Annotated in this window: 18 protein-coding genes; 7 read left to right on the forward strand and 11 right to left on the reverse strand. The window is 55.4% G+C overall.

The annotated features are described in order from the left end of the window. Positions 1 to 4 precede the first annotated feature (4 nt). The 5 genes from AC6T8Q_RS00740 to AC6T8Q_RS00760 form a co-directional block, all read right to left on the reverse strand. Entirely contained in the window at positions 5 to 1,963 is a 1,959-nt protein-coding gene (locus AC6T8Q_RS00740) for an immunoglobulin domain-containing protein (RefSeq protein WP_500677268.1), read from the reverse strand. Further along, positions 1,960 to 2,784, reverse strand: a complete 825-nt coding sequence (locus AC6T8Q_RS00745; protein WP_500677269.1) for a hypothetical protein — start codon at positions 2,782 to 2,784, stop codon at positions 1,960 to 1,962. Before AC6T8Q_RS00745 ends, AC6T8Q_RS00740 begins: the two co-directional genes overlap by 4 nt. Before the next feature lie 96 nt (positions 2,785 to 2,880). After that, positions 2,881 to 4,614, reverse strand: coding sequence for a cyclic nucleotide-binding domain-containing protein (locus tag AC6T8Q_RS00750; RefSeq protein ID WP_500677270.1), 1,734 nt, complete (start codon positions 4,612 to 4,614; stop codon positions 2,881 to 2,883). Between the two features lie 8 nt (positions 4,615 to 4,622). After that, a complete protein-coding gene (locus AC6T8Q_RS00755) occupies positions 4,623 to 5,642 on the reverse strand; it encodes a cytochrome c family protein (RefSeq protein WP_500677271.1) in 1,020 nt (339 codons plus the stop codon). Positions 5,643 to 5,646: 4 nt separating this feature from the next. Next, positions 5,647 to 6,894, reverse strand: a complete 1,248-nt coding sequence (locus AC6T8Q_RS00760; RefSeq protein ID WP_500677272.1) for a 2Fe-2S iron-sulfur cluster-binding protein — start codon at positions 6,892 to 6,894, stop codon at positions 5,647 to 5,649. A gap of 162 nt (positions 6,895 to 7,056) precedes the next feature. Between AC6T8Q_RS00760 and AC6T8Q_RS00765 the strand changes: the two genes are divergently transcribed. Beyond that, positions 7,057 to 8,583 carry an adenylate/guanylate cyclase domain-containing protein gene (locus AC6T8Q_RS00765; RefSeq protein WP_500677273.1) on the forward strand — a complete coding sequence of 509 codons (1,527 nt, stop codon included), beginning with the start codon at positions 7,057 to 7,059 and terminating at the stop codon, positions 8,581 to 8,583. A 7-nt stretch (positions 8,584 to 8,590) separates the two neighbouring features. On the opposite strand, the gene AC6T8Q_RS00770 is transcribed toward AC6T8Q_RS00765, so the two are convergent. From AC6T8Q_RS00770 to AC6T8Q_RS00780, 3 genes are all read right to left on the reverse strand, one after another. Further along, complete coding sequence (locus tag AC6T8Q_RS00770) at positions 8,591 to 9,802, reverse strand: hypothetical protein (RefSeq protein WP_500677274.1); 1,212 nt, start codon at positions 9,800 to 9,802, stop codon at positions 8,591 to 8,593. A gap of 56 nt (positions 9,803 to 9,858) precedes the next feature. After that, the gene (gene aroC, locus AC6T8Q_RS00775; protein WP_496921987.1) at positions 9,859 to 10,998 is read right to left on the reverse strand and encodes a chorismate synthase; all 1,140 of its coding nucleotides are present in this window, start codon (positions 10,996 to 10,998) and stop codon (positions 9,859 to 9,861) included. A gap of 156 nt (positions 10,999 to 11,154) precedes the next feature. Then, positions 11,155 to 12,048: a phosphoribosylaminoimidazolesuccinocarboxamide synthase gene (locus AC6T8Q_RS00780; RefSeq protein WP_500677275.1), complete on the reverse strand. Its 894-nt coding sequence runs from the start codon at positions 12,046 to 12,048 to the stop codon at positions 11,155 to 11,157. Between the two features lie 247 nt (positions 12,049 to 12,295). Between AC6T8Q_RS00780 and AC6T8Q_RS00785 the strand changes: the two genes are divergently transcribed. Beyond that, positions 12,296 to 13,777 (forward strand): endo-1,4-beta-xylanase, encoded by a 1,482-nt coding sequence (locus AC6T8Q_RS00785; RefSeq protein ID WP_500677276.1) that lies wholly within the window; start codon positions 12,296 to 12,298, stop codon positions 13,775 to 13,777. A gap of 33 nt (positions 13,778 to 13,810) precedes the next feature. After that, positions 13,811 to 14,524: a class I SAM-dependent methyltransferase gene (locus tag AC6T8Q_RS00790; RefSeq protein ID WP_500677277.1), complete on the forward strand. Its 714-nt coding sequence runs from the start codon at positions 13,811 to 13,813 to the stop codon at positions 14,522 to 14,524. 1,453 nt (positions 14,525 to 15,977) lie between these two features. Here AC6T8Q_RS00790 and AC6T8Q_RS00795 read toward each other — a convergent pair. Then, positions 15,978 to 16,316 carry an STAS domain-containing protein gene (locus AC6T8Q_RS00795; RefSeq protein WP_496922005.1) on the reverse strand — a complete coding sequence of 113 codons (339 nt, stop codon included), beginning with the start codon at positions 16,314 to 16,316 and terminating at the stop codon, positions 15,978 to 15,980. A gap of 457 nt (positions 16,317 to 16,773) precedes the next feature. On the opposite strand from AC6T8Q_RS00795, the gene msrA reads away from it, so the two are divergent. After that, positions 16,774 to 17,940, forward strand: a complete 1,167-nt coding sequence (msrA, locus tag AC6T8Q_RS00800; RefSeq protein WP_500677278.1) for a peptide-methionine (S)-S-oxide reductase MsrA — start codon at positions 16,774 to 16,776, stop codon at positions 17,938 to 17,940. Here the strand turns inward: msrA and AC6T8Q_RS00805 are convergent, their stop codons facing one another. Both AC6T8Q_RS00805 and metH read right to left on the reverse strand, forming a co-directional pair. Then, positions 17,941 to 18,513 (reverse strand): TetR/AcrR family transcriptional regulator, encoded by a 573-nt coding sequence (locus AC6T8Q_RS00805; RefSeq protein ID WP_500677279.1) that lies wholly within the window; start codon positions 18,511 to 18,513, stop codon positions 17,941 to 17,943. A gap of 309 nt (positions 18,514 to 18,822) precedes the next feature. After that, entirely contained in the window at positions 18,823 to 22,521 is a 3,699-nt protein-coding gene (gene metH, locus AC6T8Q_RS00810) for a methionine synthase (RefSeq protein ID WP_500677280.1), read from the reverse strand. 221 nt (positions 22,522 to 22,742) lie between these two features. Between metH and AC6T8Q_RS00815 the strand changes: the two genes are divergently transcribed. From AC6T8Q_RS00815 to AC6T8Q_RS00825, 3 genes are all read left to right on the forward strand, one after another. Then, positions 22,743 to 23,960 carry an endonuclease/exonuclease/phosphatase family protein gene (locus tag AC6T8Q_RS00815; protein ID WP_500677281.1) on the forward strand — a complete coding sequence of 406 codons (1,218 nt, stop codon included), beginning with the start codon at positions 22,743 to 22,745 and terminating at the stop codon, positions 23,958 to 23,960. 79 nt (positions 23,961 to 24,039) lie between these two features. Further along, on the forward strand, positions 24,040 to 25,335 hold the full coding sequence (locus AC6T8Q_RS00820) for an endonuclease/exonuclease/phosphatase family protein (RefSeq protein WP_500677282.1): 1,296 nt from the start codon (positions 24,040 to 24,042) through the stop codon (positions 25,333 to 25,335). A 141-nt stretch (positions 25,336 to 25,476) separates the two neighbouring features. After that, positions 25,477 to 25,866: a BlaI/MecI/CopY family transcriptional regulator gene (locus AC6T8Q_RS00825; RefSeq protein ID WP_500677283.1), complete on the forward strand. Its 390-nt coding sequence runs from the start codon at positions 25,477 to 25,479 to the stop codon at positions 25,864 to 25,866. Positions 25,867 to 25,957: the final 91 nt, after the last annotated feature.

Here is a 25,957-nt window from a genome sequence, read left to right on the forward strand (position 1 = left end):
GAGGTCATTTCTTCAACGCATGATACTGGTGACATTGTGTGCAACTATCGCCCGCGGCGCCCGGTTTGTGGCACGACGCGCAGTCTTGCTTGGTCATTGCATGAAAGCCTGCGGCAAAGTTGTTGGGCGTTTGATTTTGATAAGTCTCCATCATGGCAGCTGCTTCGCTGATCTTGTGACACGCCGTGCAGTCGGCCAATTCTGGTTGCATCGTGTGGGGTGCATGTGAAAACAAAGTGAAACGCACTCCGGGGCTTGGTGCTTGCTGGGCAAACCAATACACTTCGAGTCCGCCATTCGCGTTGCGATCAACACTATGGCAACTGCCGCACATTCCTGGGGCAGTCGGCTTCATTATTTCCAGGAGCAGGCTTTCGGCAAGTTTGCTGTGCGGCCCGCGCGTGGCTTCGGCCAACAGATCGATCCAAGCCGTTAGCCAGGGATCGGCATGTCCTGAGGGTTGATAACGCAGTGCGAAGATTTGGTCATCGCGAATCCAACCACCGCCGTCGATCCGCTCTTTTTCGTTGGCGGTGGTGTCTGGTGGCGTCGATTCTGCAGTCGCAAACCATGTCTCGCCCATGGCCGTCATGTCTTCGGCGGGAAGATGGGCGACAATGGCCGCGAGCTCTTGATCGTTGACAGCGCGCCCCAAGATTTTTTCCAAACGTATGCTGATAGCTTTGTGACCTTGTGCGGCAAGGTCCTTAAGATACTTCTGCAGTGCTGAGATGACACTGGCGGCCGCGGTGAGATGCGTGGGATCGTCGGGATCAATATCAAAGAAATCGAAGTCTACACCCAGAAGTTGAATCCCTTTCGCGGCAGTTGGATTTTCTAGCAACAAAAACTTAGTGATCGCGGGCAAGGGGCCGTCAAAGTCTCCGGTCGCTTGTTCGGGCCAGTTGCCAACATCATGTCCAGCGTCACCGAGAATTTCCGCATCGATGATCGGCAGACTGACAAAAGGAACGCCGGCTTGCCAGCTTGTTTCGAGATCGCTGTCGTGGCATTTGGCACAACTGACTTCATAGCCGAGCGTTTGTTGAAAGCCCTCCGCCGATTGACGGTGGCACATCTGGCAGGCAAATTCCTGCTTTTCCGCGGGGAAATGCTTGGCCTGATGGGCTGCGTGATCGAACGCGATGCGTGTGCGTCGCTCGTTGGGCCAGCGATCAAACTCAGGGTGATCGGTGGCAAAACTCTGGAATTGTTGGGCATGACACGCTTGGCAAGCCGTGTTGCTCATAAACGTCAAGTCGTGATTTGCCCCATGGTGTTCGCGATGGCAAGTGCTGCAGGCAAACTCACCTCTAGGATCGACTTTTCGAGAGGTAAGTTCCACCTCATGTGTTGTGGTCAACAGTTTCTGATCGATGCCATGGGCCAGCAGTGCCGTGGCAGCGGGAAATTCTTTCTGGTGGCATTCTATGCAGAGTGAGCTTTGAGTCGGTTCGGCAAGTTGTGGTTCGAGAGGATGCGAAAGCCATTGGAATAGTGTTTGATTGCCTGCGGCATGGCAACTTGCACAGCGCTGTGTCTGATCGCCTCCACGCGTGACGAGTTGGGCATGATGGACCGAAAGCGGCCCGGGCGCCAAAAATTCGTTGCGCCAGTTGCTGCTCAGAATCATACACAACCCGCCAAGAGTTGCGAGCGCCAGGGCCCACACAAAGCGGCCTCGTTGCGATCGCAAGGAACGCTCGGGCGTACACGAATAGTGGACGCAACATTCTCCGTCGGGGGTCGGCCCTGCTTCGCAGATTCCACCACGCAAAGTCGAACGATTACAAATCCAGCGATCGCCCTCGCGCACGGGATGGCAGGCCACGGCATGCGAGCAATGCCCATGGGCCGTGGGCCCGAGCGGACAAGGGGGGCCATCATCGGTGAGCCCACACATCCACGCTTGATTGGGCCGGTCGTAGGTATCTTCCAGTTCCGGTTTGAGCGGTTCTCTCACGGCAAACCCCCATCGAAGAGGTGCGCGAGACAACCGTGCAAACAAGCAAGCATCAGAAGCGGATACGTGAGTCCGATGTGTGCGAACAACCAAATCTTGAGTCGCCACTGCATCGCTGCTTGAAAATCCAAATCATCGCGTCGGCGAATGAGGGCAAACAGTTGCTCGCTCGCTTGTTGTTCAGGCACGGAGAGATACCGCGTGACTTCCGTTAATTCGGCGAGCAACCGTTTTCGCAATCTGCTCGAAGGCTTGAGCCAATAGTACCAACCCCGCGGCTTTTCCAAATAACCTTCCAGCCGCGAACTGTAGAAATTGCCGAGCGTATCTCTTCCCGTAGCTCGCACGGTTTCCAACACCACTTGCTGAGACTTTTTGCGAACCTGATTGCGTAAGGCAGGAATTCGTTCGTAAATGAATTCTTCACTCACACGGGCAAGTTGCACCGGCACAGTGCGCGTCCAATACAAGCCGACCAGGCCGCTGATGAAGGTTGCCGTATAGATCGCAGCCAGAATTCCTTCGAGCCAACCTTCGGGCAACCGCCAGTTAATATGCGTGGCAAATACAGCTGCGGTGGCGAGCCCAGTATAGATATGCACTTGCAGCCAACCCGCGGAAGTCGTCCACGAGACGATTGGCAATTTCTTGCGAATGTTGTAGGCCGCAAGAAATGCGAGCATGCCCAGCAGCAGATAGCCGGTCACGAAAGCGGGGTGACCCAGCCGCACGTGAGACCACCAAGCGTAAGTGACTACGCCCGCCATTGCGGCGATTGTCAGCGTGCTATTCCGCAGTCTCCGACTGGCGAACGACTTCATGGCACTCGTGGTGGTTCTCGAAAAGAAAGTGATCCTCCACCCAGACTACCGTGTTCACCTAAGACTGCGAAGGGCGAGGCAAGATTCAGACCAGTATCAGCGGTTGACCCAAGCGGAAAGTTCCCCCAGGTTACCTAAGTCCATGCGCACCAAGGCATCGTGGGGACAGGCTCGCTGACACGCGGGCCCACCGACTTGATCGGCACACAGATCACACTTGGTCGCTTTGTGAATCGGTTGTTGAGTAGCTTGGTCGACAATGATCGCGCCGCTGGTGTCGCGCACCTCAACCATTTGAATATTGTTGTAGGGGCAACTGTTCGCGCACGTGCTGCAGCCAATACACGTGAGATCGTTGATCCGCACGACGCCGCTGGCGGTTTCCCGGCCAATCGCGCCCGTGGGACAGCCGATCATGCACACGGGATCGATGCAATGCATACAAGCATGAGCGATCATGAACGGCCCGTGGCGTTGTCCTTCGCGAATGAAACGTGGATTGTTGTCGTGCGTGGCGGCACAGGCGCGAACGCAATCATCGCAGCGGGTACAACGGTTCAGATCGATGACCATCGCTTGGATGCCGTTCATGAGGCGGCGTTCAACGAGAAACTCCAACAGCGGCGTGTCAATCTTGGAAGAATCTTCAGCACTGTCGTAAGGCAAATCTTGAATACCGTAAGTGGCATACTTGGTGCCAACTTGGGCCAACTCTTCGCGTGAGAAATTGGGAAACACGTACTGATCGAGAACGGCTTGCGGAATACGCAACAAGTCGACGTAACCCAGTGCCCTTAATGAATTGCCCATCATAACGGGCTGGCCATCGCGGGCGGTCTGAATGGCTTCGGCAAGACCGTAGACTTGCCCCTTGCCAAGATAAGCAATCGTGCGATGACCGTGGCCAAAGTGATGACTCAGCCGTGCGAAGCCTGACCGTACAAGCAATATGCCATCGCAAGCAGAGCCCTCTTCGGCGATCAGCGGCTCCGCGATGATTGCTTCGGGGATCATTCGCTGGGCAGGTTCGAAATTGGCTTGCCAATCAAAATTGCCGTGCGTTTCAAATTTTGTGGCTGCGACGACAGCTTCCAAGACGTCTGTCGGGAGTTGGGCCAGCAATGGCGTTTCGCGCAAATGGACCCGCAAACTGTTTTCACGATAGAGTTCCTCGATGTGGCGACGGAGCGCAGGGGTGCGGCTCATCATATCACGCAGCCCTTGCCAACGTATCTCTAACAGCCAGGCATCACCCCGAGCGACCACAGTGGCGGAGCGGGGTGTACGAGTCAACGCAGCGAGTTCGCCAAAAACTTCACCCGGTTTTAAGGAGACGGTTCGTGATGAGCCTAGAACTCTTGGTACATCCTGCAAAAACACTCGCGTTTGAGTGAGGTCATCTACTTCGCTGCTGTCGTCGGCAACGAGTTCGCGTTGCGAGCGAATCTGCTTCCGTACCTCGGGAAGGTCCGGGCTGCGCCACATACTCACTAACGAACGGAGAAATCCACGCTTGTCGGTTTTCTGTCGTCCGAGGATCGCGGGATCGAGTCCGGAAAATATGACTTCCACGTTGCCACGCAACACAAGAAACGCGCTGTTGCCGTAATCGCCTTCACGGACGACGATCGATCCTTCGGGATAGTGATTGATACGAGTGTCGTTCTTGAGGAGATCACGCAGAGGCAGTGCCGAAGGAAACGCCTGCGGATCCATATCGCAAAAGGGCGGCAAGTCCAACAGTTGGTCGACATCCTCATCGCGCATCGCTTCGCCGAACGGGACATCCCAGCGGCGTGGGCGCTCGATGACGACTTCGGAGGGGACCATGGCGGTTCCTACTGATTTTTGTATTGCTCGGGTTTAGGGAGCAGTGGGTCGAGCGCGGCGAGTTTGTTGCCATCCGCATTCTTGGCGAATTCAAATGCAGCTTTGCCGACCGCATCGGCGGCGGCATTAAGTTCTGATTGGTGATTGAGTTGCAAGGGAACGGCGAGCGCCGCTTGCAATGCTCCGTCTATTTGCGGGTCGCTGACAACCTGGCTGATGTCGTAAAGACGCTGCTTCAATCGCGCGGCACGCTGAGCCGAGGCGATCCCAAATCGCGCTTTCACCGTGGCAGCCGCAGTGGCACGCAAACTGGCCTCCAAGTCGGCGAGCACCCCGACGACGTAAATCTTGCGAAGCTCGGCAGGACTGGCTGCTGCGTTCGACGTGCCGTTGGTTCGCAAGAAATTGTGCCGCACCAAACCTTGCGACCAGGAAACAAGTTCAAATTCATGGCTTCCCGCAGCGTGGCCTCCGACATTCACGAGTTGCTCGTTAGGCGTGGTGTGGCAGCTCAAACATTGCCTTGCGATCAGATAAAGATTTGTCGGGTTGTTCATTCCCGCTTTCACGCTCGCGGCGATGCGTTCTTGCCGATGGGCGGGTGTTTCTGTTTCTCGCGTGATGTTGGGACCGCCATAATCGTTGTGCAGTGCGATCCAATCTTTTGCCGCGCCGTGGCATGATTCGCATGACACGCCAGCGATCACCCGAACTCGCGAACCGATTTGCTGTTGGGTGTAGTGACAGGCCACGCAGGTTTCGTTGCGTTTCACGCTATTAAGGCCCAGCCGATCGGCGATCGCTTTGGCCTCGGGCATGCGGTGCAACGAATCAAACGTTTGGAAATGAGGAGTCATGTGCCACTGCAACATTTCTTTTTCATGGCATTTTGTGCAGGAGTCCGGCCCCAGGATTTTGGTGGGGTCGTTGAGAATCTCGCCAGCAATGTTGTCCGTTTCACCGGCGAACATATTCAGAGACGACAGACATAAGAGCAGGCAAGTTGTTAGTTGAAGATATTTTCGCATCGTGTCACGCCTCCAGAACGATGTCCCCTTCAGGGACACCGATGCAAGTGAGGCATTCATCCGCCGCCAACGGCACGCCAGGAGTTTTGGTGTGGCTGACTTTTCCATGGATGACTTTCAAAGCACATTGCCCACAACTACCCGCGCGACAGCCTGAGTCGAGCACGATGCCTTCTTGTTCTGCAAAATCGAGTAGAGAGGTGAACTCACCTTTCCAGGTCAGCTCACTGTGTGATTTAGCAAAACCAACCTGACAAGGCGTGGTGAGCTTGGTGGGCTTTTGCAGACCCTTGAGACTCGCCGGGCCAAAGGCTTCGAAATGGATGTGGGCTTCGGGGACGCCCCACTTCCATAAGGCAGGGACTAGCTCTTCCATCATGCTGGGGGGGCCACACACATAGAAATGAAAGTTGTTCGAGGGCAACACCTGTCGCAAGCGAAGTATCGAGGCGTGCCCGAGATGATTGTAATCGTGACCAATCCGGTCGGTCGCTAACGGCTTAGAATAGCTGATATCGCAGCGAATGTTGGGCGATTTGGCGATCTCAGCGAGCTGGTCGCGGCAAGGCTGCTCGCTGCTGTTGCGATAACCCGCGAACAGATAGACGTTGCGTTGTTGGCGGTCATGGACAATCGAACTCGCCATGCTCAAGATCGGCGTAATACCCACTCCCGCAGAGATGAGCACGACAGGTAGTTGATCCGTGGGGTTGAGAAAAAACGCTCCCTGCGGTGCTTGAACTTGTATGGTGCTCCCCACTTTCACAAGCGTATGAAAATGGCCACTCCCCTGCCCTGCGGGCAGCGATTGATTCGGAGGTTCCGCGAGTTTCACTGTGATTCGGTAATAGTCTTCACGTGGGCGCTCGGAGAGCGAATAGCAACGCACGATCGCTTTGCGCTGGGGATCAACTGGCAAGCTCATCGTGAGATACTGGCCCGGCTCAAAGCGTGGTAACGGCTTGCCATCGGCAGCGACCAGATAATAGCTTTTGTAACCAAGCGCTTCGTCGACAATCGCCGCCACGCGAAATGGTCGTTCGCCGGCCCAAGACTTGAAGATGGGCTTGGCTGCGCGGGCTCCGTTAAGCGTCCCGGTCAATTGTTGATCGAACAGGCCGCGGCGTTCTGCATAGCGGTGGCGACGCTTGAATTGGCGACGGCGGTTGCCAACGAGCGCGGAAAGCGTTTGTAATCCGCTCGCTCCCAACAGCGCGGCGCCGGACACCATTCCTATCAACGGCCAATCCACTTTGCATCCTTGCAAACAGTTCTGTAACTGCCCACTCGCGACCGAACGGCAGGCTTGGCATTTTTTCAGAACTGACCCAGCGTGTCGAGAACAGATAGCCACCACTGCTAGCGTGCGATTGTGCCGATTCTGCGGGGCATGTCGACACGGTTCGGGGCTAGCATGACCTATCTTCTAATAGCGGCCAATTTCCCACTCGAAGACTTTGCTTTCGCGATCATGCTCGACCAGTCCGAGATCTCTACTCAACGGCAATTCGCAGTCTTAGCGGACAACGCTCTGCTGGCTGACGCTATGCAAACAATGGGCGCGAGCGCCGTGTCAGGACCTTCGTCGGAAACTGTCACGAAATGGCTATCGGCCGTGGCGCAACTGCATCGAGCATCTGCCAACTCGCAAGAATTTTTTAGCGATGCCGCGCGGTTCGCCGTCGAAACCATCGGGCTCGATGCCGCGTGGGTGTTGAGTTACGCGCCCGTGAATGGTTGGCAAACCGTTGGGCAGCGCGCCAATCAAGATTTGTCTCAGGAGCTGGACTTTGCAGCACTTGGTGCTTTGCGCGACAAGGCCACCACGCACTACCAACCGGTGACTGATGGCGTTTGCTCGCACGATCATGCAGTGGTGTTGTCCCCGGTGTTGTCGTCGACTGGAGAAGTCATTGGTGCCGTCTATGGTGTGAGAAACACTCGTGGAGAGAATCGTCGTCGGGGAATTCGGCCACTTGAAGCACGTATGATGCAGATTCTGGCCGAATCGGTTGCCGTGGGGATTGCACGATTAGCTAACGAAACCGAAGCTGCACGGACCCGTGTGTTGCTCGAACAAGCTTTTTCGCCGACGGTTGTCGAACACATCCATCAGAATCCCGAATGTCTTGCGGGCCAGTTGCGTGAAGTCACGCTATTATTTGCTGATTTGCGCGGCTTTACTTCGTTGGCTGAAATGTTGCCGCCTGCGGATTGCTACCGCTTGTTGAGTGAAGTGATGGAAGTACTCACCGAGGTCGTGATAGCGCATCAGGGGATCGTGGTCGATTACTACGGCGATGGGATGCTGGCTTTTTGGAATGCTCCGCTCGACCAAGAAGACCACGCCGACTTGGCATGTGGTGCGGGGCTGGCGATGCTCGATCGCATTACCGCTTTGTCTTTGGAGTGGAAGGGGATTCTTAGCGAACCACTGGAACTGGGCATCGGTGTCCATACAGGCCCTGTGCTCGTAGGGAATGCTGGCACAAATAGCCGATTGAAATATGGCCCCCGCGGAAGCAACGTTAACATTGCCAGCCGAGTGCAGGCCGCGACCCGGGAACTGGAAACATCACTGCTGGTGACCGCCGCGACAAAGCGTCGTTTATCGCCTAAGTTTTTTACGTTGCGCACTTGCACCGCGAGGTTGCCAGGTTTGGAACAGCCGGTGGAGCTGTTTACTGTTTTCCCAACGTGTGAAGCGCGCGAAGTGAAATCACGCCTCGATCAATATGCTCATGCCCTGCGGCATTTCGAGCATGGAGATCTCATTATGGCCGAGGTTTTGCTCAAGGAACTCGTGGCGGCGGGACCAATCACGCCGGCGCGTTTCCTGGCACAACAGGCGGCTATCCAACGTGGCACTGAGTTTGGCCGTCGTTCCTCGGATCGCCAGATGACCGATCACGGTCCCATCATCGAGATTCACGAGAAGTAAGCAGCGATTACTTCCTAACCGCATCGTCATTTGATAAAGGCAAGCGATCGGCAAGCTCCACGGCTTCGGCCGTTGCGGGGAGCCATTCTCCCTGCAAAGGACAGAACAGCCTTACAAACCGGCTCAGCGGCAGATTCGAATAAGCAGGTTGCATGACGAGAGCCTTGCCACCAGCAGCAACGAGGCAATCTTTCTCAATGGGACAATTTCCCGATGCCGACAGACCAGCAGCATCTAAATGGAAATGGCAAGCGAATTGATCGAACTTGAGCGGCTCCTGGGAAGACAGAAGTGATTCGTCTTTGACGACGCAAAAGAGTCCCTTTTTAAGTTCAGTGAGCATAGCGGGACTGACCGTTCCAGACGAAGTTTTGAGTGTCCCTTGTGCTAGTTCAATCCGTTCGTCGCACCAATTTAAGTTTTCAAACTGCAACTCCGCTTGGGTGGCGAGTTTAAGTGGCGACTGTTCGCCGACCCATTTCTGGACGTCGATGGGAGCGATATGGCCGCGGAAGCTGCCGGCTACGTTATTCGCTTGGCTGTGCCACTGTACGACGCCGTTGAAGGCGGCCCCTTCCCAACGCCCTGCACCAGGGACGAGATTTGCCACTAACCATGTCGGCAGCTTTGTTTGTTGGGCGTCGAGCGTGGCTTGCCACGAACCATCGTTTCGTCGATCGATCACCAGCCGCACAGGTTTGTTGGATTCACCGAGCATCCCTTGCAGTGCGAGCCGTCGTTCGCCATTCGGCAAGATTTGACTTTGTACGACGGTATCACGCAGTTGGCAACTGTTGCGCATGCCATCGTCGATGAGCACTTGGTCGGCTTGCAGTGTCACGCCGGTGAACTGGTCTCCAGCAAGCCAGATATTCACGGCGGATGCTAAAGTTGTTATTTGAAGCGAATCGAACTGCAATTCATCCGTGGTAAGAATTTGTCCCGGACCGATATGCAATTGTTTGATTTTCAGCAGCGTGGCTGCGGTACTCAAATCGGTGAGCCGCAGATCGTTGAGTGTGCGTTCCAAAGGACGTGGTGCCGAGACTTGCGTCACGTCGGCACGAACATGAAGTGTTTGCTCAAACGTGCGTTGCCAATCGCGTTCCTGCCAGGGGCGGTGAAAATAGAGCACCCACACGAGCGTCGCCAGCGTCGGCAGGGCGCACAGCGCCACGAAGGCGATCCGGCAAACACGGCGTTGAATACGTTCATGCACTGAGAACATCCTTGTTCCCGCCGCTTGCGGCTTAGCGGCAAACGGAATAAAGCAAGCTAGCGCTCGGCAGCCATTTTTAAGAAAAGTTCGTAGCGTGCCAGCATCTCGGGCAAACTGTCGCCACCAAATTTATCGACCACCGCGGCGGCTACCTCAAACGCAACTACGTTTTCGACGATCACGCTGGCTGCGGAAATTGCACAGACATCGCTCCGCTCGTAGCTAGCAGATTCCGCTTGTTTGGTGTCGAGATTGATCGATTCCAGCGGTTTGGCCAGGGTGCTAATCGGCTTTTTCGCCGCACGGATGATGATTGGCTGACCGTTGGTCATGCCAGCTTCCAACCCGCCAGCATTGTTCGTCGGCCGCGTGTAGCCCAGATTGGGAGACTCTTTTTGGGTTTCGTCGTAATGGATCGGATCATGAACCTGCGAGCCGGGTCGGCGTGCGGCTTCGAAGCCCATGCCGATTTCCACCCCTTTGATTGCTTGCACTGCCATCACCGCTTGGGCCAACCGGCCATCGAGCTTGCGATCCCATTGGGCGTGTGTTCCCAAACCAAAGGGCACCCCATCGACGCGGACTTCGATGATGCCACCCAGCGTGTCACCATCTTTGCCGGCTTTATCGATCATTTGCTTGATCGCCGGATCGCGTTCCAAATTCAAACCGTAAAGCTCGCTTTGATCGCGAATCGCTTTGAGTTCTGCGAGCGTTCCTGCAACGGGTTCGATCTTTTCGCCACCCACTTCAGTCACGTAACCAAACACCGTGATGTTGAACGCGGCTAAAAGTTGCTTCGCGAGCGCACCTGCCGCCACGCGAACCGTTGTTTCGCGTGCCGAAGCACGTTCCAAGATACCGCGGATGCTGCCCAGATATTTGATCGCCCCGGTGAGGTCGCCATGACCAGGCCGTGGCCGTGGCAGATCGTCCAACCGTTCGAGCTTATAATCGCGGTTCACCACTTCCAAAGCGATTGGGCTGCCGAGGGTCATGCCGTGCCAAACACCGGTCCGCACGTCGACTTTGTCGGTCTCGATGCGTTGCCGTCCCCCGCGGCCATAGCCCCCTTGGCGCCGTTTGAGTTCCACGTCGATGAGGTCGGTATCGACGGTCACCCCGGCGGGAAAACCATCCACCAACGCGATCAAAGTTTTGCCGTGGGATTCGCCAGCAGTCCAGTAACGCAGCATGAGTGACAAAATGGGGTTAGGGCTAGGAGCTTAGGGAGGGCGAACCGCCTCGGCGGGAGAGTAAGGCCCCGCTAGCTCCGACGCAAGGTGAGCAAAATATCCATTCTACATTGGCCAAACGGGGTGGGATAGGCAAAGGCAATAGCCGTGAAAAGCTCACTTCCACGCAAAATCTTTCCCAGTAATCCGTTCAAAAGCTTCGATGTATTTCTCGCGGGTTCGTTCCACAACGTCCCCGGGCAGATCGGGCGGTGGGCTTTGCTTGTCCCAGCCACAGTCGGTGAGCCAGTCGCGAACGTATTGCTTGTCGAATGAGGGTTGAGCCTGCCCCGGTTTGTATTTGTCGGCGGGCCAGAACCGCGAACTGTCGGGCGTGAGGACTTCATCGATCAGAATGACTTCGCCATCAACCAAGCCAAACTCAAATTTCGTGTCGGCCACGATGATCCCTTGCTTATGCGCGTGGGCAGCACCGGCTTGATACACCTCGGTGCTAAGCGTGCGCAGCTGTTCGCCCAATTCGACCCCCACGATTTCGCACATCTGCGGGAACGAGATATTCTCGTCGTGCTCACCTTGTGGTGCTTTGGTCGCGGGGGAAAAAATCATCGACGGCAACCGCGCTGATTCTTGCAGACCCGTCGGCATTTCGATGCCGCAGATCTTGCCGTAGTCGACGTACTCTTGCCATGCCGAGCCAGATAAAAATCCCCGCACGACGCATTCGATGGGAACCACTTCCGTCTTGCGGACCAAGATGGTTCGTCCTGCGAGTTCCTCGAGGTTCACACCCTGCGGAAGGTTCATTTTCTTGACGTCGGATTCGATCAGATGATTGGCAATCTTCAGATGCTCGAACCAGAAATTGCTCAGCTGCGTAAGCACGCGCCCTTTGTCGGGAATCCCCGTCGGCAGTACCCAGTCGAAGGCGCTGATGCGGTCGGTGCTGACCAGCAGCAACTGATCCCCCATGTCGTACACGTCGCGAACTTTGCCACGGGTCACAGGCAAGCCGGAGATATTCGTTTCCATCAGCGGGGTTTGCGACATGAGAGATCCGATCAAGTGTCGAGGCAGCGCGGGCAAACGCGCGTAACAAGGCTTCCTCAGTACTACAAGCTGGATGGCGACAAGCCGGGCTTGCTCTCAGAAATATAACGGGTTCCCGCTGTTCACGGGACCCCCTTGGACTTTTCGTCGCTGCCATCCCGTTACGAGGTAATAATTGATAAACTAAAAGTTCCTCGCGCTCGTGTGCGAGTTTTTCATATTCGGTACATGCCACCAGGAACAACTCATGGGACAAATGCGATTTCGAGTGCATGACCAGAGTCGTATTCCCAAGGGTAGCTTGGATCGAATTTACGTGGCCGGGGCCGAGGAAATCCCTTGGTCCACCCGGGCCCGCTGGCAGGGTGCCGAACTTGTCGTCGAACGCACGGTCAACGACTCGGGATGCGTCTTCGTCCCCTGGTTGGTTGACGGCCAAGGTCAAAGTTTTCTCGCCACGGCGACGCTCATGGAGCGACAGCAGCCCTACGTGCTCGAAGTGGAACTTGCGCGGGGTCTGGTGCAGCGAATTCGCAATCGGCTGTTCATTTGGGAATGGTTGGGGATGACCACCCCCGACGATCTCAATCAGCAGTTGCAGCTGGCCACGCGGAATTTCGCGCGGGCAGCCACGATGCAGAACAATCTCGTTGACGCCGCAGAGCATGCCAACACGGCGATCGCGCAAGCCTTGCGGATGTCCGAGGAAATGGTGGGTGTCTATTCGCGGCAAGCCACGGCATCGCGGATGCAGCAAACCCCCGTTTCGACATTGATGGGTGTGACGCTGGGTCCCAAACTTCCCAGCGTCGAAATGCGCCGCAAGTTGGTCGAAGCTTGTAACATCATTCAAATTCCGATTGCCTGGCGTGCGATCGAACAACGCGAAGGCAAACGCAACTGGAAACAGACCGACGAGCAACTCGCCTGGTGTCAGCAAGCGGGATTGAAAGTCTCCGCCGGGCCGTTGTTGCAGATGGATGATCGCGGCATTCCCGATTGGCTCGTCTTGTGGGACGGCGATTTCGATAATTTGATGAAGCTGTTTCTCGATCATGTGCGGTCGGTTGTGACTCGTTACGCTGGCCGGGTCCATTTGTGGCAAGTCGCTTCGCGAGTCAACACCGGCAAAGTGTTGTCGCTGGAAGAAGAACAAAAATTGCATTTGGTGGCCCATGCCCTCGATCTCGTGCGGCGGATCGATCCGCGCACGCCGACCGTGGTTTCGTTCGATCAACCTTGGGCCGAATATCTCGGTGGCAAGGGCGACGATCTTGCCCCGTCGCACTATGCCGACGCACTGGTGCGTGCCGATTTGGGCATCTCGGGGTTTGCCCTAGAAATTAATGCGGGTTTCGATCCCGGTGGCAGCGTTCATCGTCCCACGTTTGAATGGGGACGACTGCTCGATCAATGGAGCATGTGGGGCTTGCCGTTGATGGCCTCCATTTCCACGGCGAGCGCTACGTCGCGCGACCCCGCCGCGCGCAAGAACATTGAAGTGAGCTTGCCCGCCGGGATGAACGACACCGATCAGGATCCGCAGCGGCATTGGGCCGGCACGGTGTTGCCGATGCTGCTCGCCCGTTCGGCCGTGCAGGTCGTGTTGTGGAATCAGCTGACCGATGGCGAACCGCATGAATTTCCAAACGCCGGGTTGTTCGATGCCAAGAACGAACCCAAACCGACGCTTGATCTGATGCGCGATCTGCGCAAGTCGTTGTTGTAATTGGTTACTGAATAATCCTTCCTGTTCTTTTTTATGGCCGCTCCTGATCTCAATCGCGTCAAGGAAGTTTTCGAGCAGTGGGCGATGTACGAAACCATCGTCAACAGCGATTACATGAACCACGCGGAACTCGTGACCGCACTCGGCACGTGGGCGACCAAGTTTGGCAAGCCGCTGCGGATCGTTGATCTCGGTTGCAGCGATGCCTGGCTTGCGAGTCATGGGTTTCGTACCGCGAACGTCGAACACTATCTCGGCGTCGATCTGTCGGAGTCCTCCATTGAGCGTGCCCGCGGCAATCTGACCATTTGGCCCGGCAAGGTCGATCTCGTTTGCGGCAATCTCGCCGACGTGCTTGCTCAACAGCCTGCGGCATCAGCCAATGTTGTGCTCGGCAGTTATTCGCTGCATCACTTCGCGACGAACGAAAAACTGCAACTCATCGACGAAGTTCGACGGATCCTCGCGCCGGGTGACGCGTTCATCTGGATCGACGCGGTGCGCAACGACGACGAAAACCGCGAGGCTTACATCACCCGTTTGACCCAGGCGATGTCGGACGGCTGGACTGCCCTCACCCCCGAGCAACGCGCTCGCGGTGTTGAGCATGTCCGCACGTCGGACTTTCCCGAGACAAAATCATGGCTGCTCGACAAGGTCGCGTCGGCCGGCTTTCAATTGAGCGAGACGCTTATTGAAAACAAATTCTTCGCCGGTTGGGTCTTTGTGAAGTCTAAGTCTTTCTGAGGGAGCCTAGGTCCGCCGGAGGCGGAAAGAATCTAGCCTCCACATCCACACGGCATGTACATGTGTTAGGAGTAGGCCGGAACAAGCTCCGCGCAGTTCCGGCACAGAATACGTATTAAGTAAGCCATGCCGGAACTGCGCACCGCTTGTTCCGGCCTACAAAAACCTCTCTTCAGTTTTGCCAGCTTGGCCAGGTTTGCGTGGTTTGCAACTCCCTGAGCACGCAAAGCTCGACTTTTCGCGCGAGCGCCGGGGTCCTAACTTTCGCGCCGAAAGTCTTGGGTTTTGTCACTTGTCGATATCGCAAGTGCTGTATGTTCAAGCCCTTGCGAAATTCGCACGTTACAAAACGAGTCGACTTTTGGTCGAAACATTTGCTTCAGCGCGTTCCAAATCAGAGTCCACGGTTTTCGGTTTTCAAAGAGCATGCCTACTGAAGGGCGAGCACCATTATCGCGATTGGTAGACGATTGGCCACAACAATTATTGGCCGGGGTGAAGATATTACACCACGGAGTCACGGAGAACACGGAGGGGAGTTGATTGCGGAGTGCGGATTTCGGAATGCGGAATGAAATCATTTAGTTGTGCTTACAGTCCTACAGTCCACAGTCCTGCTTCTGTGGCTGACCTCTGTGAGGTCGGATCGTATGGTGCACTTCCAGTCAATTCTTGAAGAATTTTTTATTGACAAGCGGTTCCCGAAATGGCTACTATCGCCCTGGGGGAAAGCAAGGAGAATTATGACGCGCACCCTATTATTCTGTTTCTGGGCCTTCTCTGGCCTGTCTTCTCATTATTTGTCGGCGGCGGTGATTTCGCGCGACTGGAAAAGCGCCGGCGACGGCCTGCTGACCTACGATACGGTCAATAAGCGGGAATGGCTCGATCTGAGCCAGACTCTGTTGCAGCAGTTCCCAGGTGTCTCCCTCAATGATCGTTATCAAAGTGTTGTGGCTGAGCTTGTCCCTGGGGGATTGTTTGAAGGATTCACGGTGGCCAAACGAGATGATGCAATTGCTTTGGCGCAGTCCGGAGGGATTGACACTTCAACAACGAACTTGGCCATAAACGAGATTCCTGGGTTAGGCTTGGGTCAGTTGCTTAGCTTGACCGTTGAACTTCCCAATGGCACGAGGGCAGCCATAGGATTACTTGATGAGCTTTATAGACCCCAACTTGAAGTGTTATTGAATGCCAAGTTTGGAGCGAATTACACTACACCTGGGGCCGGTCTGTGGATTGACGGTTTTGATACAGTGCAATTGACGCCCTTGCCTGGAGTTTTTCTTTACCGTGCCATACCAGAACCAACTTCTGTAACGCTGATGTTGATGCTTGGTTTTGCGATGATTAACACGCGCACCCAGAACAAGTCCACACAGTCGTTGCGCACACGCGCAACGCGTTGCTTCGCGGCTAACATCCGATACGATTGGCGGTTTGACCGTCCTCACACCCGCGCGAGTTCTTGGCCGCGGACGGCTTCTTCGCGCGTCATGAAATGGGGCAGCGCCTGGTCCAGCCGGCAGATGTGCAGCGCGTCGACGCATTCGGGCGACAAGCCACAAAGCCGCAATGCTCCGCCGTGCTTGAGCACGCGCTTATGCAGCATGACGAGCTGTCCCATCAGTTGGCTGGGCAGGAAGTCGACATACTCCATCTCCAAGACCAGCCGATAGACGAAGTGCTGATTCAGCAGTGCCCACATGCGGTCGGCGATGTTGTCGTACGGTTCGTCGGTCGGATGCAACGCGACGATCAACCAATCGGGCCCTCGATCGATTTTCATGGGAATACCCACCTTTATGCCATGTCCGTGGCTACCAGGAAGAGCCGCCTACGGCAGCCACGACGCGGCGAGAAAAGAATTTGCCTAACATGCTCCTCCAAGCGCATCTTACGCCGACTCAGAGGCCAGCTACAAGAGTACTTGCGAAAACGACAGAAACAAACGGTGGGAAAAACCCGACCGCTTCGAATTTCCGATTTCACAAGAACCAAAGGACAGTGAGCGGCGTATTGCTAGCTGGGGAAATCTTGGACTGAACGGGGAAGGTCCGTCGCTGCTTGAATGGCCAGCTTCTGACTGCGATTTTTAGTCGACAGGTGATTTTGCAGCGAGAGTTCGTTAAAATCGCCCCATGGTTCGCGGATTCTGTAACAGGACCTTAACCTCGGGCGTCAATAATTATGAGTGCCGCATCCTCTAGAACACGGCCCTGCGGCGGCCACATTGGAGGCTTGAGATGCAGATGAAGTATTTAGGCCAAATGTTTCGCTTTCTGTTGGTCGCTGGGCTAGCGTGCGGCGTGGTTGCCGCGCTGTTGCCCGCCATACATGCCGAGCCACCCACCCGTACGGAGAAGAAAAAAATGAACGATTCCAAGCCTGCAAACCTCGAGCAAGCCACCTTCGGAGGCGGTTGTTTTTGGTGTACCGAAGCCTTTTTCAAAGAGCTGAAAGGTGTGTACAGCGTGGAGTCGGGCTATAGCGGCGGTGCGCGCAAGAATCCGACCTATCAACAAGTCGGCAGCGGCCGCACGGGTCACGCGGAAGTGATTCAGATTGAATACGACCCGAAGAAGATCACGTTCAAGGAGTTGCTCGAAGTCTTTTGGAAGACGCACGACCCCACGACGCTTAATCAACAGGGCAACGACGTTGGCACCCAATATCGGTCGGTCGTCTTCTATCACAACGACGAGCAAAAAGAACTCGCTGAGAAGTATTTGCAGAAGCTCGACGAGTCGGGCGCTTACGGCGCTCCAGTCGTTACAGAGATCACAAAGTTCGAGGCGTTTTATCCGGCCGAGGACTACCACCAGGATTATTACGACTTGAATCCCGAAGTCCCTTACTGCCGGTTTGTGTTGCAGCCGAAGCTCGACAAGTTCCGCCAGGTGTTTGCCGACAAGTTAAAAACGGAAGAGTTGGAAGAACCGATGCCCGCCGACACTGATTTCAGCAAAATCAATTGGAAGGAGAAGCTTACTCCTGAGCAATATCAGGTCACTTGCCAATTCGGCACGGAACGTCCGTTCGATAATGAGTATTGGAACAACAAAGCGCCCGGCATGTACAAGTGCGTGCGTTGCGGCATGCCTTTGTTTACGTCGTCGACCAAGTTTGATTCCGGCACGGGTTGGCCCAGCTTTTACAAACCGACCGATAATGAGCATGTCAGCGAGGTCGAAGACCGCAGTCACGGCATGGGCCTGCGCACCGAGGTGCGTTGCTCGCGGTGCGATGCTCATTTAGGGCACGTGTTCGACGACGGTCCCAACCCAACGGGCTTGCGTTACTGCATCAACTCGGCGGCGCTGGATTTCAAGAAGGGTGATCCCGACAAGCTTGAAAAGCAGGCGAAAGAAAAGCTCGCCGATGAGTCGGAAGCGCCCGTCGAAACGCCGTAATCAGTTATCGCGTTCCAACAAAGCTGCGGCGATCAATTCCTCGGCCATTTGCAGAGTTTCTTCGGCCTCGAGTTGATCGCCGTAAAGCTGTCGGGCGATGAGCGAACTATCGAGCAGCGCACCCAGCCGCGCGGCGAAGCGAGCAGGTTCGTTGATTTTTGCCTGCTTGGCCGTTTGCTCGATAATATCCAGCACGCGGCGCTTATTGAGTATGGCCGTCTTGCGAGCCGGGTCGTGGGGATCGCCGCTGGCCACTCCCGCGGCAATCAGCAAGCAACCACGGAATGTTTTGTCGTATTGCAGATTGTCCCAGACGCCGAAGATGCCCAAGAGTTGCTCTTTGAACTCGGCGTCTTCTGGACCGCTCGGCAGCGCATCGATTTGCTTCATCAGCTGTGTGGCAAACACATCAAGCACGGCGCAAACGAAGGCTTCTTTCGTTTCAAAATACTTATAGAAAGTCGTCTTGGTCACGCCCGCGTGTGACAGAATGCGATCCAGGCCCACGGGATGAATCCCATGGCGATGGAAGAGCTCGAGGCCCGCATCGAGTAAACGCTCTTGTGAAGACATGACGTCCTTGATTGCTTGTGAATCACCCCCCATCTGGCAGGGAATAGAATAGTATGAACCATAATCTCTACAACGCGAGTGACCATTGACTGAAAGTCAACAGGCATAGCGACGTGTGCTCAGTTATGTGACACCGCGCGACGACAGATTTCACGAAGATAAGAAATACGCACGCGCCTACAGAGTGCGATTAAGCCAAGCGTGCCGTTTAGCAGTGCCAGTTGCAGCGATAAGTCACGCGCAAGCGATCAGGCTGAGTATGCGCTGCGACTCTAATAGGCAGATTGAAGTGCGCTCAACCACATGCAGCTAACTTGGTTCATAACCCAAGTTGGGGGCCAGCCAACGCTCGATTTCAGCGATGGTCATTCCCTTGCGCCGCGCATAATCGGCCACTTGCTCTGCCGAGATGCGGTCGACGGCGAAGTAGCGCGCTTGCGGGTGAGCGAAATAAAGCCCGCTCACGCTGGCCGCGGGATGCATCGCATAATGCTCGGTGAGCGTAATGCCGGTGACTTTTTCGGCATCGAGCAAATTGAACAAGGTGCGCTTCTCGGTATGGTCCGGCTGCGCGGGATAGCCGGGCGCCGGACGAATGCCGCGGTACTTTTCGTCGATCAAATCGATGTTCGATAAGTTTTCGTTCTTGCCAAAGCTCCAATCGCTGCGGGCTTGTTGGTGCAGGTACTCGGCAAACGCTTCGGCCATGCGATCGGCCAGGGCCTTCACCATGATCGAATTGAAGTCGTCGTGATCGGCTTGGAATTTGGCGGCGAGTTCGTCGCACCCAAGGCCGGTGGTAACGGCGAATGCTCCCAGATAATCTTTGCGTCCGCTGGAGAGCGGCGCGACAAAATCGGAGAGCGAATAATACGTGTCCTGGCCTTTGCGTTCCCATTGCTGACGCAAGCCGTGGAAGCGGCACAATTCCTTCGTGCGTGATTCGTCGGTGAAGAGCGCGATGTCTTCACCGTCGCTAGCCGCTGGCCAAAAACCGTAAACGCCGCGCGCGGTGAGCGATTTCTCATTGATGATTTGATCGAGCAATTGCTGGGCATCATCAAACAAACGCTTGGCTTCCGCGCCAACGTGTTCGTCTTCAAAAATGCGCGGGAACTTGCCTTTAAGTTCCCACGTTTGAAAAAAGGGCGACCAATCGATGTATTCGCGAAGCGTGGTAAGCGAAAAATTGTCCAGAACTTTTGTGCCCGTGAAGGCCGGCGTGGGGAGATCGATGGTCGACCAATCGCATGTAAAGCGTTTGGCTTGGGCATCGGCATAGGGCAACAGCGCGACCGCTTGCCGTTGGTTGTACGAGGCAACCAGCTGCTCTTGTAACTTGCGATTCTCGGTTTCAAACAACGGCTTGTTGTCGGCGCTGATCAGTTTTTCGACCACGCCCACCGAGCGCGAAGCATCGAGCACATGCGCGACGCAGTGTTCGTAATTGGGGGCGATTCTCACCGCCGTGTGTTTGGCACTTGTTGTGGCTCCGCCAATCAGCAGCGGCTTCACAAAACCTGTGCGACGCATTTCCTTGGCGACGTGTACCATTTCATCGAGGCTCGGCGTGATCAAACCCGACAAGCCAATGATGTCGACGTTCTCCGCCTTGGCCGCTTCGAGAATCTTTTCACACGGCACCATCACGCCGAGATCGACCACCTCGAAGTTGTTGCAGCCGAGCACCACGCCGACGATGTTCTTGCCAATGTCGTGAACGTCGCCTTTGACGGTGGCGAGCAAAATCTTCGCCCGCGCTTGGCCCACGGTTCCCGCGGCTTCTTTTTCGGCTTCCATAAACGGCATGAGATACGCCACGGCTTTTTTCATCACGCGGGCGCTTTTCACGACCTGGGGCAAGAACATTTTCCCCGCCCCGAATAGATCGCCAACCACGCTCATGCCGTCCATCATCGGGCCTTCGATAATTTGCAGGCAAGTCTCATATTTTTGTCGGGCTTCTTCCGTATCTTCGTCGATGTGTTTGACGATGCCCTTGAGGATCGCGTGCTTCAAACGTTCTTCGACGGGACCCGAACGCCATTCTTCGTCGGCCACGATGGCTTCGCCAGATTTACCCTTAACCGTCTCGGCATGCTCGACGAGCCGTTCCGTGGCATCGGGACGACGATTGAGGATCACGTCTTCGACCAACTCTTTGAGCTTGGGTTCGATATCTTCGTACACCGCCAGTTGCCCGGCGTTGACGATGCCCATGTCGAGACCCGCCTGCACGGCGTGGTATAAGAACACCGAGTGAATCGCCTCGCGGACAATGTCATTGCCGCGGAAGGAGAACGACACATTCGACACGCCCCCCGAGACATGCACGCCGGGACAAGTTTCCTTGATGCGCCGTGTGGCGTTGATAAAGTCGACGGCGTAGTTGTTGTGTTCTTCAATTCCGGTGGCCACGGTGAGGATATTCGGATCGAAGACAATATCTTCGGGTGGGAACTGTATTTTCTCGGTCAGCAGTTTATAAGCCCGCTGGCATATGCGAACTTTGCTTTCTTCGTCGGCGGCCTGGCCTTGTTCATCGAAGGCCATCACTACGACGGCCGCGCCATAGCGACGACACAACTGTGCCCGGCGCAGGAACTCGGCTTCGCCATCTTTCATGCTGATCGAGTTGACGATCGGTTTGCCCTGGATCGCCTGCAAGCCGGTTTCCAGCACCGTCCATTTGCTGCTGTCGACCATCACGGGGACAGCGGCGATGTCGTTTTCGCCAGCGATGAGCCGCAGATACTTCGTCATCACGGCTTCGCTATCGAGCAGGCCTTCATCCAGATTGATGTCGATGACGTTAGCCCCGCCTTCGATTTGGCCGCGGGCGATTTCGATGGCTTCTTCGTATTGCTCTTCCCTGACCAAGCGGGCAAATTTCTTCGACCCCGTGACGTTGGTCCGCTCACCGATCATCAGGAAATTGGTTTCGGGCCGGAGTGCCATCGGCCGCGTGCCGCTCAAACGAAACAGCGGTTCGATGCGCGAGGGTTTATGCGGGGCGACTTTGCGCAAGCGCTCGCTGATCGCCGCGATGTGATCGGGCGAAGTGCCGCAGCAACCACCGACAATGTTGAGCCAACCCTGATCGGCGAACTCACCAATCAAATTGGCCATCGCCGCGGGACCAAGGTCGTAGTGCCCCATTTCGTTGGGCAGACCCGCGTTGGGATGGCAACTAATCCGCGCGGGGGAAATCTGTTGCAGTGTTTCCAAGTGGGGCCGCATTAGCTCGGGCCCAAGCGCGCAATTCATTCCGACCGACAACACGGGAAAGTGCGAGACGGCGGTCCAGAAGGCCTCGACGTCCTGTCCAGAAACAAACGTTGCCCCCCCCTTGTCGAACGTGCCGGAGATCATCACCGGCACGCGATGACCCGTCTCCGCAATATAGCGGTCGATGGCGAACAGGCAGGCTTTGAGGTTCAGCGTGTCGATGACCGTTTCAGGCAGGAGAATATCGACACCCGCTTCGATCAGCGCGGCCACCTGAGCGTAATATGAGGATTCCATTTCTTGGAACGTCACGCCGCGATAGCTGGGGTCGTCGACTTTGGTGCTGATCGCCGTTTGTTTGGTTGTGGGGCCAATCGATCCCGCCACGAAACGCGGCTTCGAGGGATCGCGTTCGGTGAACTCGTCGCAGGCCTTACGGGCGCAAGCCACGGCTGCGAAGTTGATTTCTTCAACCAGCGACAGCGGCAGGTTGAATTCTTCCATCCCCACGGGGCTGGCGCCGAAGGTATTGGTTTCGACAATGTCGGCCCCCGCAGCGAGATACCGGCGGTGAATCTCGGTGATGTCGGCGGCTCGGGTCAGGCAGAGAATATCGGCGAAATTCTTGAGGTCACGATCATGACCTGAAAAGCGTTCACTCCGGATGGCATTTTCATCCAGCCCCAGGGCTTGGATTTGGGTCCCCATCGCGCCGTCGAGGATCAGGATGCGGTCTTCAAGCAGGTTTTCGAGCGTGGCAGTACTATCGCGGTGCGGCATGTTCTGTGGATTATCGCAAATTAGGGGGGATTAATTTCGTGAATCGAACCTATAAGTATCGCAAATGCGGTTTCCGGTTACAATGCAGTCGGGCCACCGCTTTGCTACCGCTTTATCTATAGATCTATAGGAACAGAATGGTGTTGATCAGATCAGGTTCACTGACGAACTGTATGTGTCGGGTTATGGTCGGATTGGTGTGCTTCTTGGGCAGCTTGTCCTTGAACGCTCAGACCGGGACGTTTATTGACCGGCAGCTCTCCAGCGATCTGCGGATGATGAGCTACAACATCCTGTGGGATTCGATCTTTCCCGACAGGGATCCCGTGAAGGCAGCCAAATTCGATCGGGTGATGGATGCAATTAATCCCGACATTCTCAACCTGCAAGAAATTGGCGATCCGTTCACTTCGGGATGGATTCCCAAGAATGGCAATGACGTTCGCGACTTGCTGAATTCTGTTTCACCTCTTCCCGGCGGCGCATCGTGGAATGTTTATAAGGGTAGCAGTGGCGACAGCGTGCTAGCCAGCAAGTATCCCATCACCATGACGCGGAACTCCACAAGTCCCTCAGGTGACTTGGGCATGGCCATCGGATTGGTCAATCTGCCGGACGACCAGTTTCCCAGCGATTTTTATGTTATGAACAATCACTACAAATGTTGCGGTAGCAATGGCAGTTCGGAAGATCTGCGCCGCCAGCAACAGTCCGATGCGAATGTCGCCTGGCTTCGGGATGCTCGCAACCCAGGAGGATCAGTCAATCTAGCACCTGGCACTCCCTTCGCTGTTGTTGGTGACCTCAACCTCGTGGGAGGTCCAGGTCCACTCGATACTCTGCTCACCGGCAACATCAGCAACGAGGCACGCTACGGCGTCGATTCGCCGCCTGATTGGGATGGAACCTCAATCACAGATGCTGCCCCAGTGCACAATGGCACGGGGTCGACAAATTACACGTGGCGCTCGAGTGGCTCGACGAGCCGCCTTGATTACATCATCTATTCCGACAGCGCGCTCGACGCTGGCAACAAGTTCGTGCTCAACACTGTTAGTATGACCAGTACCGATCGCACGGCCACAGGCTTACTGCAGTACGACACAGCACAGGGAAATTCGTCAACATATTTCGACCACCTACCCGTTGTGGTTGATTTTCGTCTGTTTGATTTCGCCGAGGCTGATTTCAACTACGACCGCTTGGTGGACGACACTGATTTGGCGATCTGGCAAAATTCTTACGGCATGAAGACTGGGGCAACGCGTCTGATGGGCGATGCCAACGGCGACGGCGACGTCGATGGCCGCGATTTTCTCGTGTGGCAACAGCAGGTTGCTGCTAGCGCACCGGAATTTGCCGCCGTGCCTGAGCCGGCAACCCTGTCGCTTTTTCTCTTTACGGCACTCGTTTTTGGCCGTATTTCTCGTCGCACCTAAGCTGTAATGCGAATTGTCTAGAGTAGTTCAGGTTTGAACGCTAGAATGTGCGCATCTTACCTAAATGGAGATGCCGCATATGAGACAGTCGTGGATTGTTGTTTCCCTTGCCGTCTTTGACATTTGGCTTGGAGCCGGTGTTTCCACTCAGGGGCAGACCGGCACATTTATAGACCGGCAGCTTGCTGACGACTTGCGGGTGGTGTCTTACAACGTGCTTTGGGACTCCATTTTTCCAGAACGAGACGCGGTGAAGGCCGCCAAGTTTTCGCGAGTCGTGAATGCATTGAAGCCCGACATTCTTAATCTCCAAGAGATCGGCGATCCATTTACGCCAGGGTGGACTCCTCGCAATGGGACCGATGTGCGCAATCTTCTCAATAGTATCTCGCCTTTGCCAGGCGGCGGTTCCTGGAATGTTTACAAAGGGGGTGACAACGTCATCGCTAGTAAATATCCGCTTTCCATGACACGAAACAATACTTTGCCGATTGGTGAACGATCACAGGCGATTGCTTTGGTCGACTTGCCGAATGATGTTTATCCGACCGATTTTTATGTGATGAATAATCATTTTAAGTGCTGTGGCAACCCCGGCGGATCAGAAGACGCCTTGCGACAGAAGCAATCCGACGCAATCGTCAATTGGATCAGAGATACCAAGAACCCCGGCGGATCGGTGAATCTCACACCAGGTACTCCCTTTGCTGTTGTGGGTGACCTGAACATGGTAGGCGGACTGCAACCGCTTAACACACTGTTAGACGGAAATATCATCGATCAGTCCACCTATGGAAGTGACGCACCGCCTGATTGGGACAATTCAAACATCACCGACGCGCGGCCTGTTCACAACGGGGCGGGCAGTGATTTTTATACTTGGCGGGATGACAATTCCAATTTCGATCCAGGGCAACTTGATTTCGTGCTCTATTCGGACTCCGCGCTTGATGTGGGGACAAAATTTGTCCTCAACACCGTGAGCATGACCCCCGCACAGCAAGCGGCGACTGGCCTGCAACAATTTGACACGTCGCAGGGGACTTCCTCGATCAATTTCGATCACTTGCCTTTAGTTGTGGATTTTAGGATTTTTGATTTTGCCGAAAGCGACTTCAATTTCAGCCGCACTGTCGATGCCGCTGACCTAGCGATTTGGCAAAACTCTTACGGTATGGCAACCGGAGCAACACGCACGATGGGCGATGCCGACGGGGACGGCGATGTCGATGGCCGCGATTTTCTCGTGTGGCAACGGCAGGTTGCTACTAATGCACCGGAATTTGCCGCCGTGCCCGAGCCGACCGGTTTCGCGCTCGTTCTATTGGCTGTGATTGTCGCGCCGCTAAGCCGCCGTCGGCCGCTCGCGGCTTAGTGAGAAACATCAGTCGCAACTCCAGGCGCTTACGCTTCTGGCTCGCCTCTGCAAAATCTTTCTTGACATCTACTGGTCAACCAGTAGAATCACGGGCGTACCTACTGGTTAGGCAGTAGATTACTATAGCTGGAGACTTTTATGTCCGAAACGCCCACGGAACGCGAACTTGAAGCCTTGAAAGTCCTTTGGGACCGCGGCGAGGGAACGGTGCGCGACGTTTGCGATGCGCTCAATGCCGGTGGTGAAAAACTGGCTTACACCACCGTGCTGTCGTTGTTACAGGTGATGGAACAGAAAGGGCTGGTCACACATCGCAGCGTCGGCAAGGCCTATATCTATCTGCCAGCCATCGAACGCGAACGAACTCTTCGCCAACTGGCCACGGGCTTTCTAGATCGTGTGTTTGACGGCGCGCTCGATGAATACCTCGTGCATGCCCTCGGCAAACGAAAAATCAGCACGCAAGAGATCGATCAACTGGAACAACTCCTCGCGGAGCAGCGGCAAAAAAACAAGCCAAAGAAGTAGTGAGCCGTTTATTTAAGATTGGCCACGAGAAACACAAAAAGACACAAAGAATTTGAGATGCAGTTTCATTTTTGCGTCTTTTCGTGCTTTT

This window comes from Bythopirellula sp. (assembly GCF_041737835.1).
Taxonomy (GTDB): Bacteria; Planctomycetota; Planctomycetia; order Pirellulales; family Lacipirellulaceae; genus Bythopirellula.

Bases quoted from the DNA above. Each gene is read 5' to 3' on its own strand.
- AC6T8Q_RS00745 (WP_500677269.1), bottom strand. From the start codon at position 2,784: ATGAAGTCGTTCGCCAGTCGGAGACTGCGGAATAGCACGCTGACAATC.
- AC6T8Q_RS00750 (WP_500677270.1), bottom strand. From the start codon at position 4,614: ATGGTCCCCTCCGAAGTCGTCATCGAGCGCCCACGCCGCTGGGATGTC.
- AC6T8Q_RS00755 (WP_500677271.1), bottom strand. From the start codon at position 5,642: ATGCGAAAATATCTTCAACTAACAACTTGCCTGCTCTTATGTCTGTCG.
- AC6T8Q_RS00765 (WP_500677273.1), top strand. From the start codon at position 7,057: ATGACCTATCTTCTAATAGCGGCCAATTTCCCACTCGAAGACTTTGCT.
- aroC (WP_496921987.1), bottom strand. From the start codon at position 10,998: ATGCTGCGTTACTGGACTGCTGGCGAATCCCACGGCAAAACTTTGATC.
- AC6T8Q_RS00780 (WP_500677275.1), bottom strand. From the start codon at position 12,048: ATGTCGCAAACCCCGCTGATGGAAACGAATATCTCCGGCTTGCCTGTG.
- AC6T8Q_RS00785 (WP_500677276.1), top strand. From the start codon at position 12,296: ATGGGACAAATGCGATTTCGAGTGCATGACCAGAGTCGTATTCCCAAG.
- AC6T8Q_RS00790 (WP_500677277.1), top strand. From the start codon at position 13,811: ATGGCCGCTCCTGATCTCAATCGCGTCAAGGAAGTTTTCGAGCAGTGG.
- AC6T8Q_RS00795 (WP_496922005.1), bottom strand. From the start codon at position 16,316: ATGAAAATCGATCGAGGGCCCGATTGGTTGATCGTCGCGTTGCATCCG.
- msrA (WP_500677278.1), top strand. From the start codon at position 16,774: ATGCAGATGAAGTATTTAGGCCAAATGTTTCGCTTTCTGTTGGTCGCT.
- AC6T8Q_RS00805 (WP_500677279.1), bottom strand. From the start codon at position 18,513: ATGTCTTCACAAGAGCGTTTACTCGATGCGGGCCTCGAGCTCTTCCAT.
- metH (WP_500677280.1), bottom strand. From the start codon at position 22,521: ATGCCGCACCGCGATAGTACTGCCACGCTCGAAAACCTGCTTGAAGAC.
- AC6T8Q_RS00820 (WP_500677282.1), top strand. From the start codon at position 24,040: ATGAGACAGTCGTGGATTGTTGTTTCCCTTGCCGTCTTTGACATTTGG.
- AC6T8Q_RS00825 (WP_500677283.1), top strand. From the start codon at position 25,477: ATGTCCGAAACGCCCACGGAACGCGAACTTGAAGCCTTGAAAGTCCTT.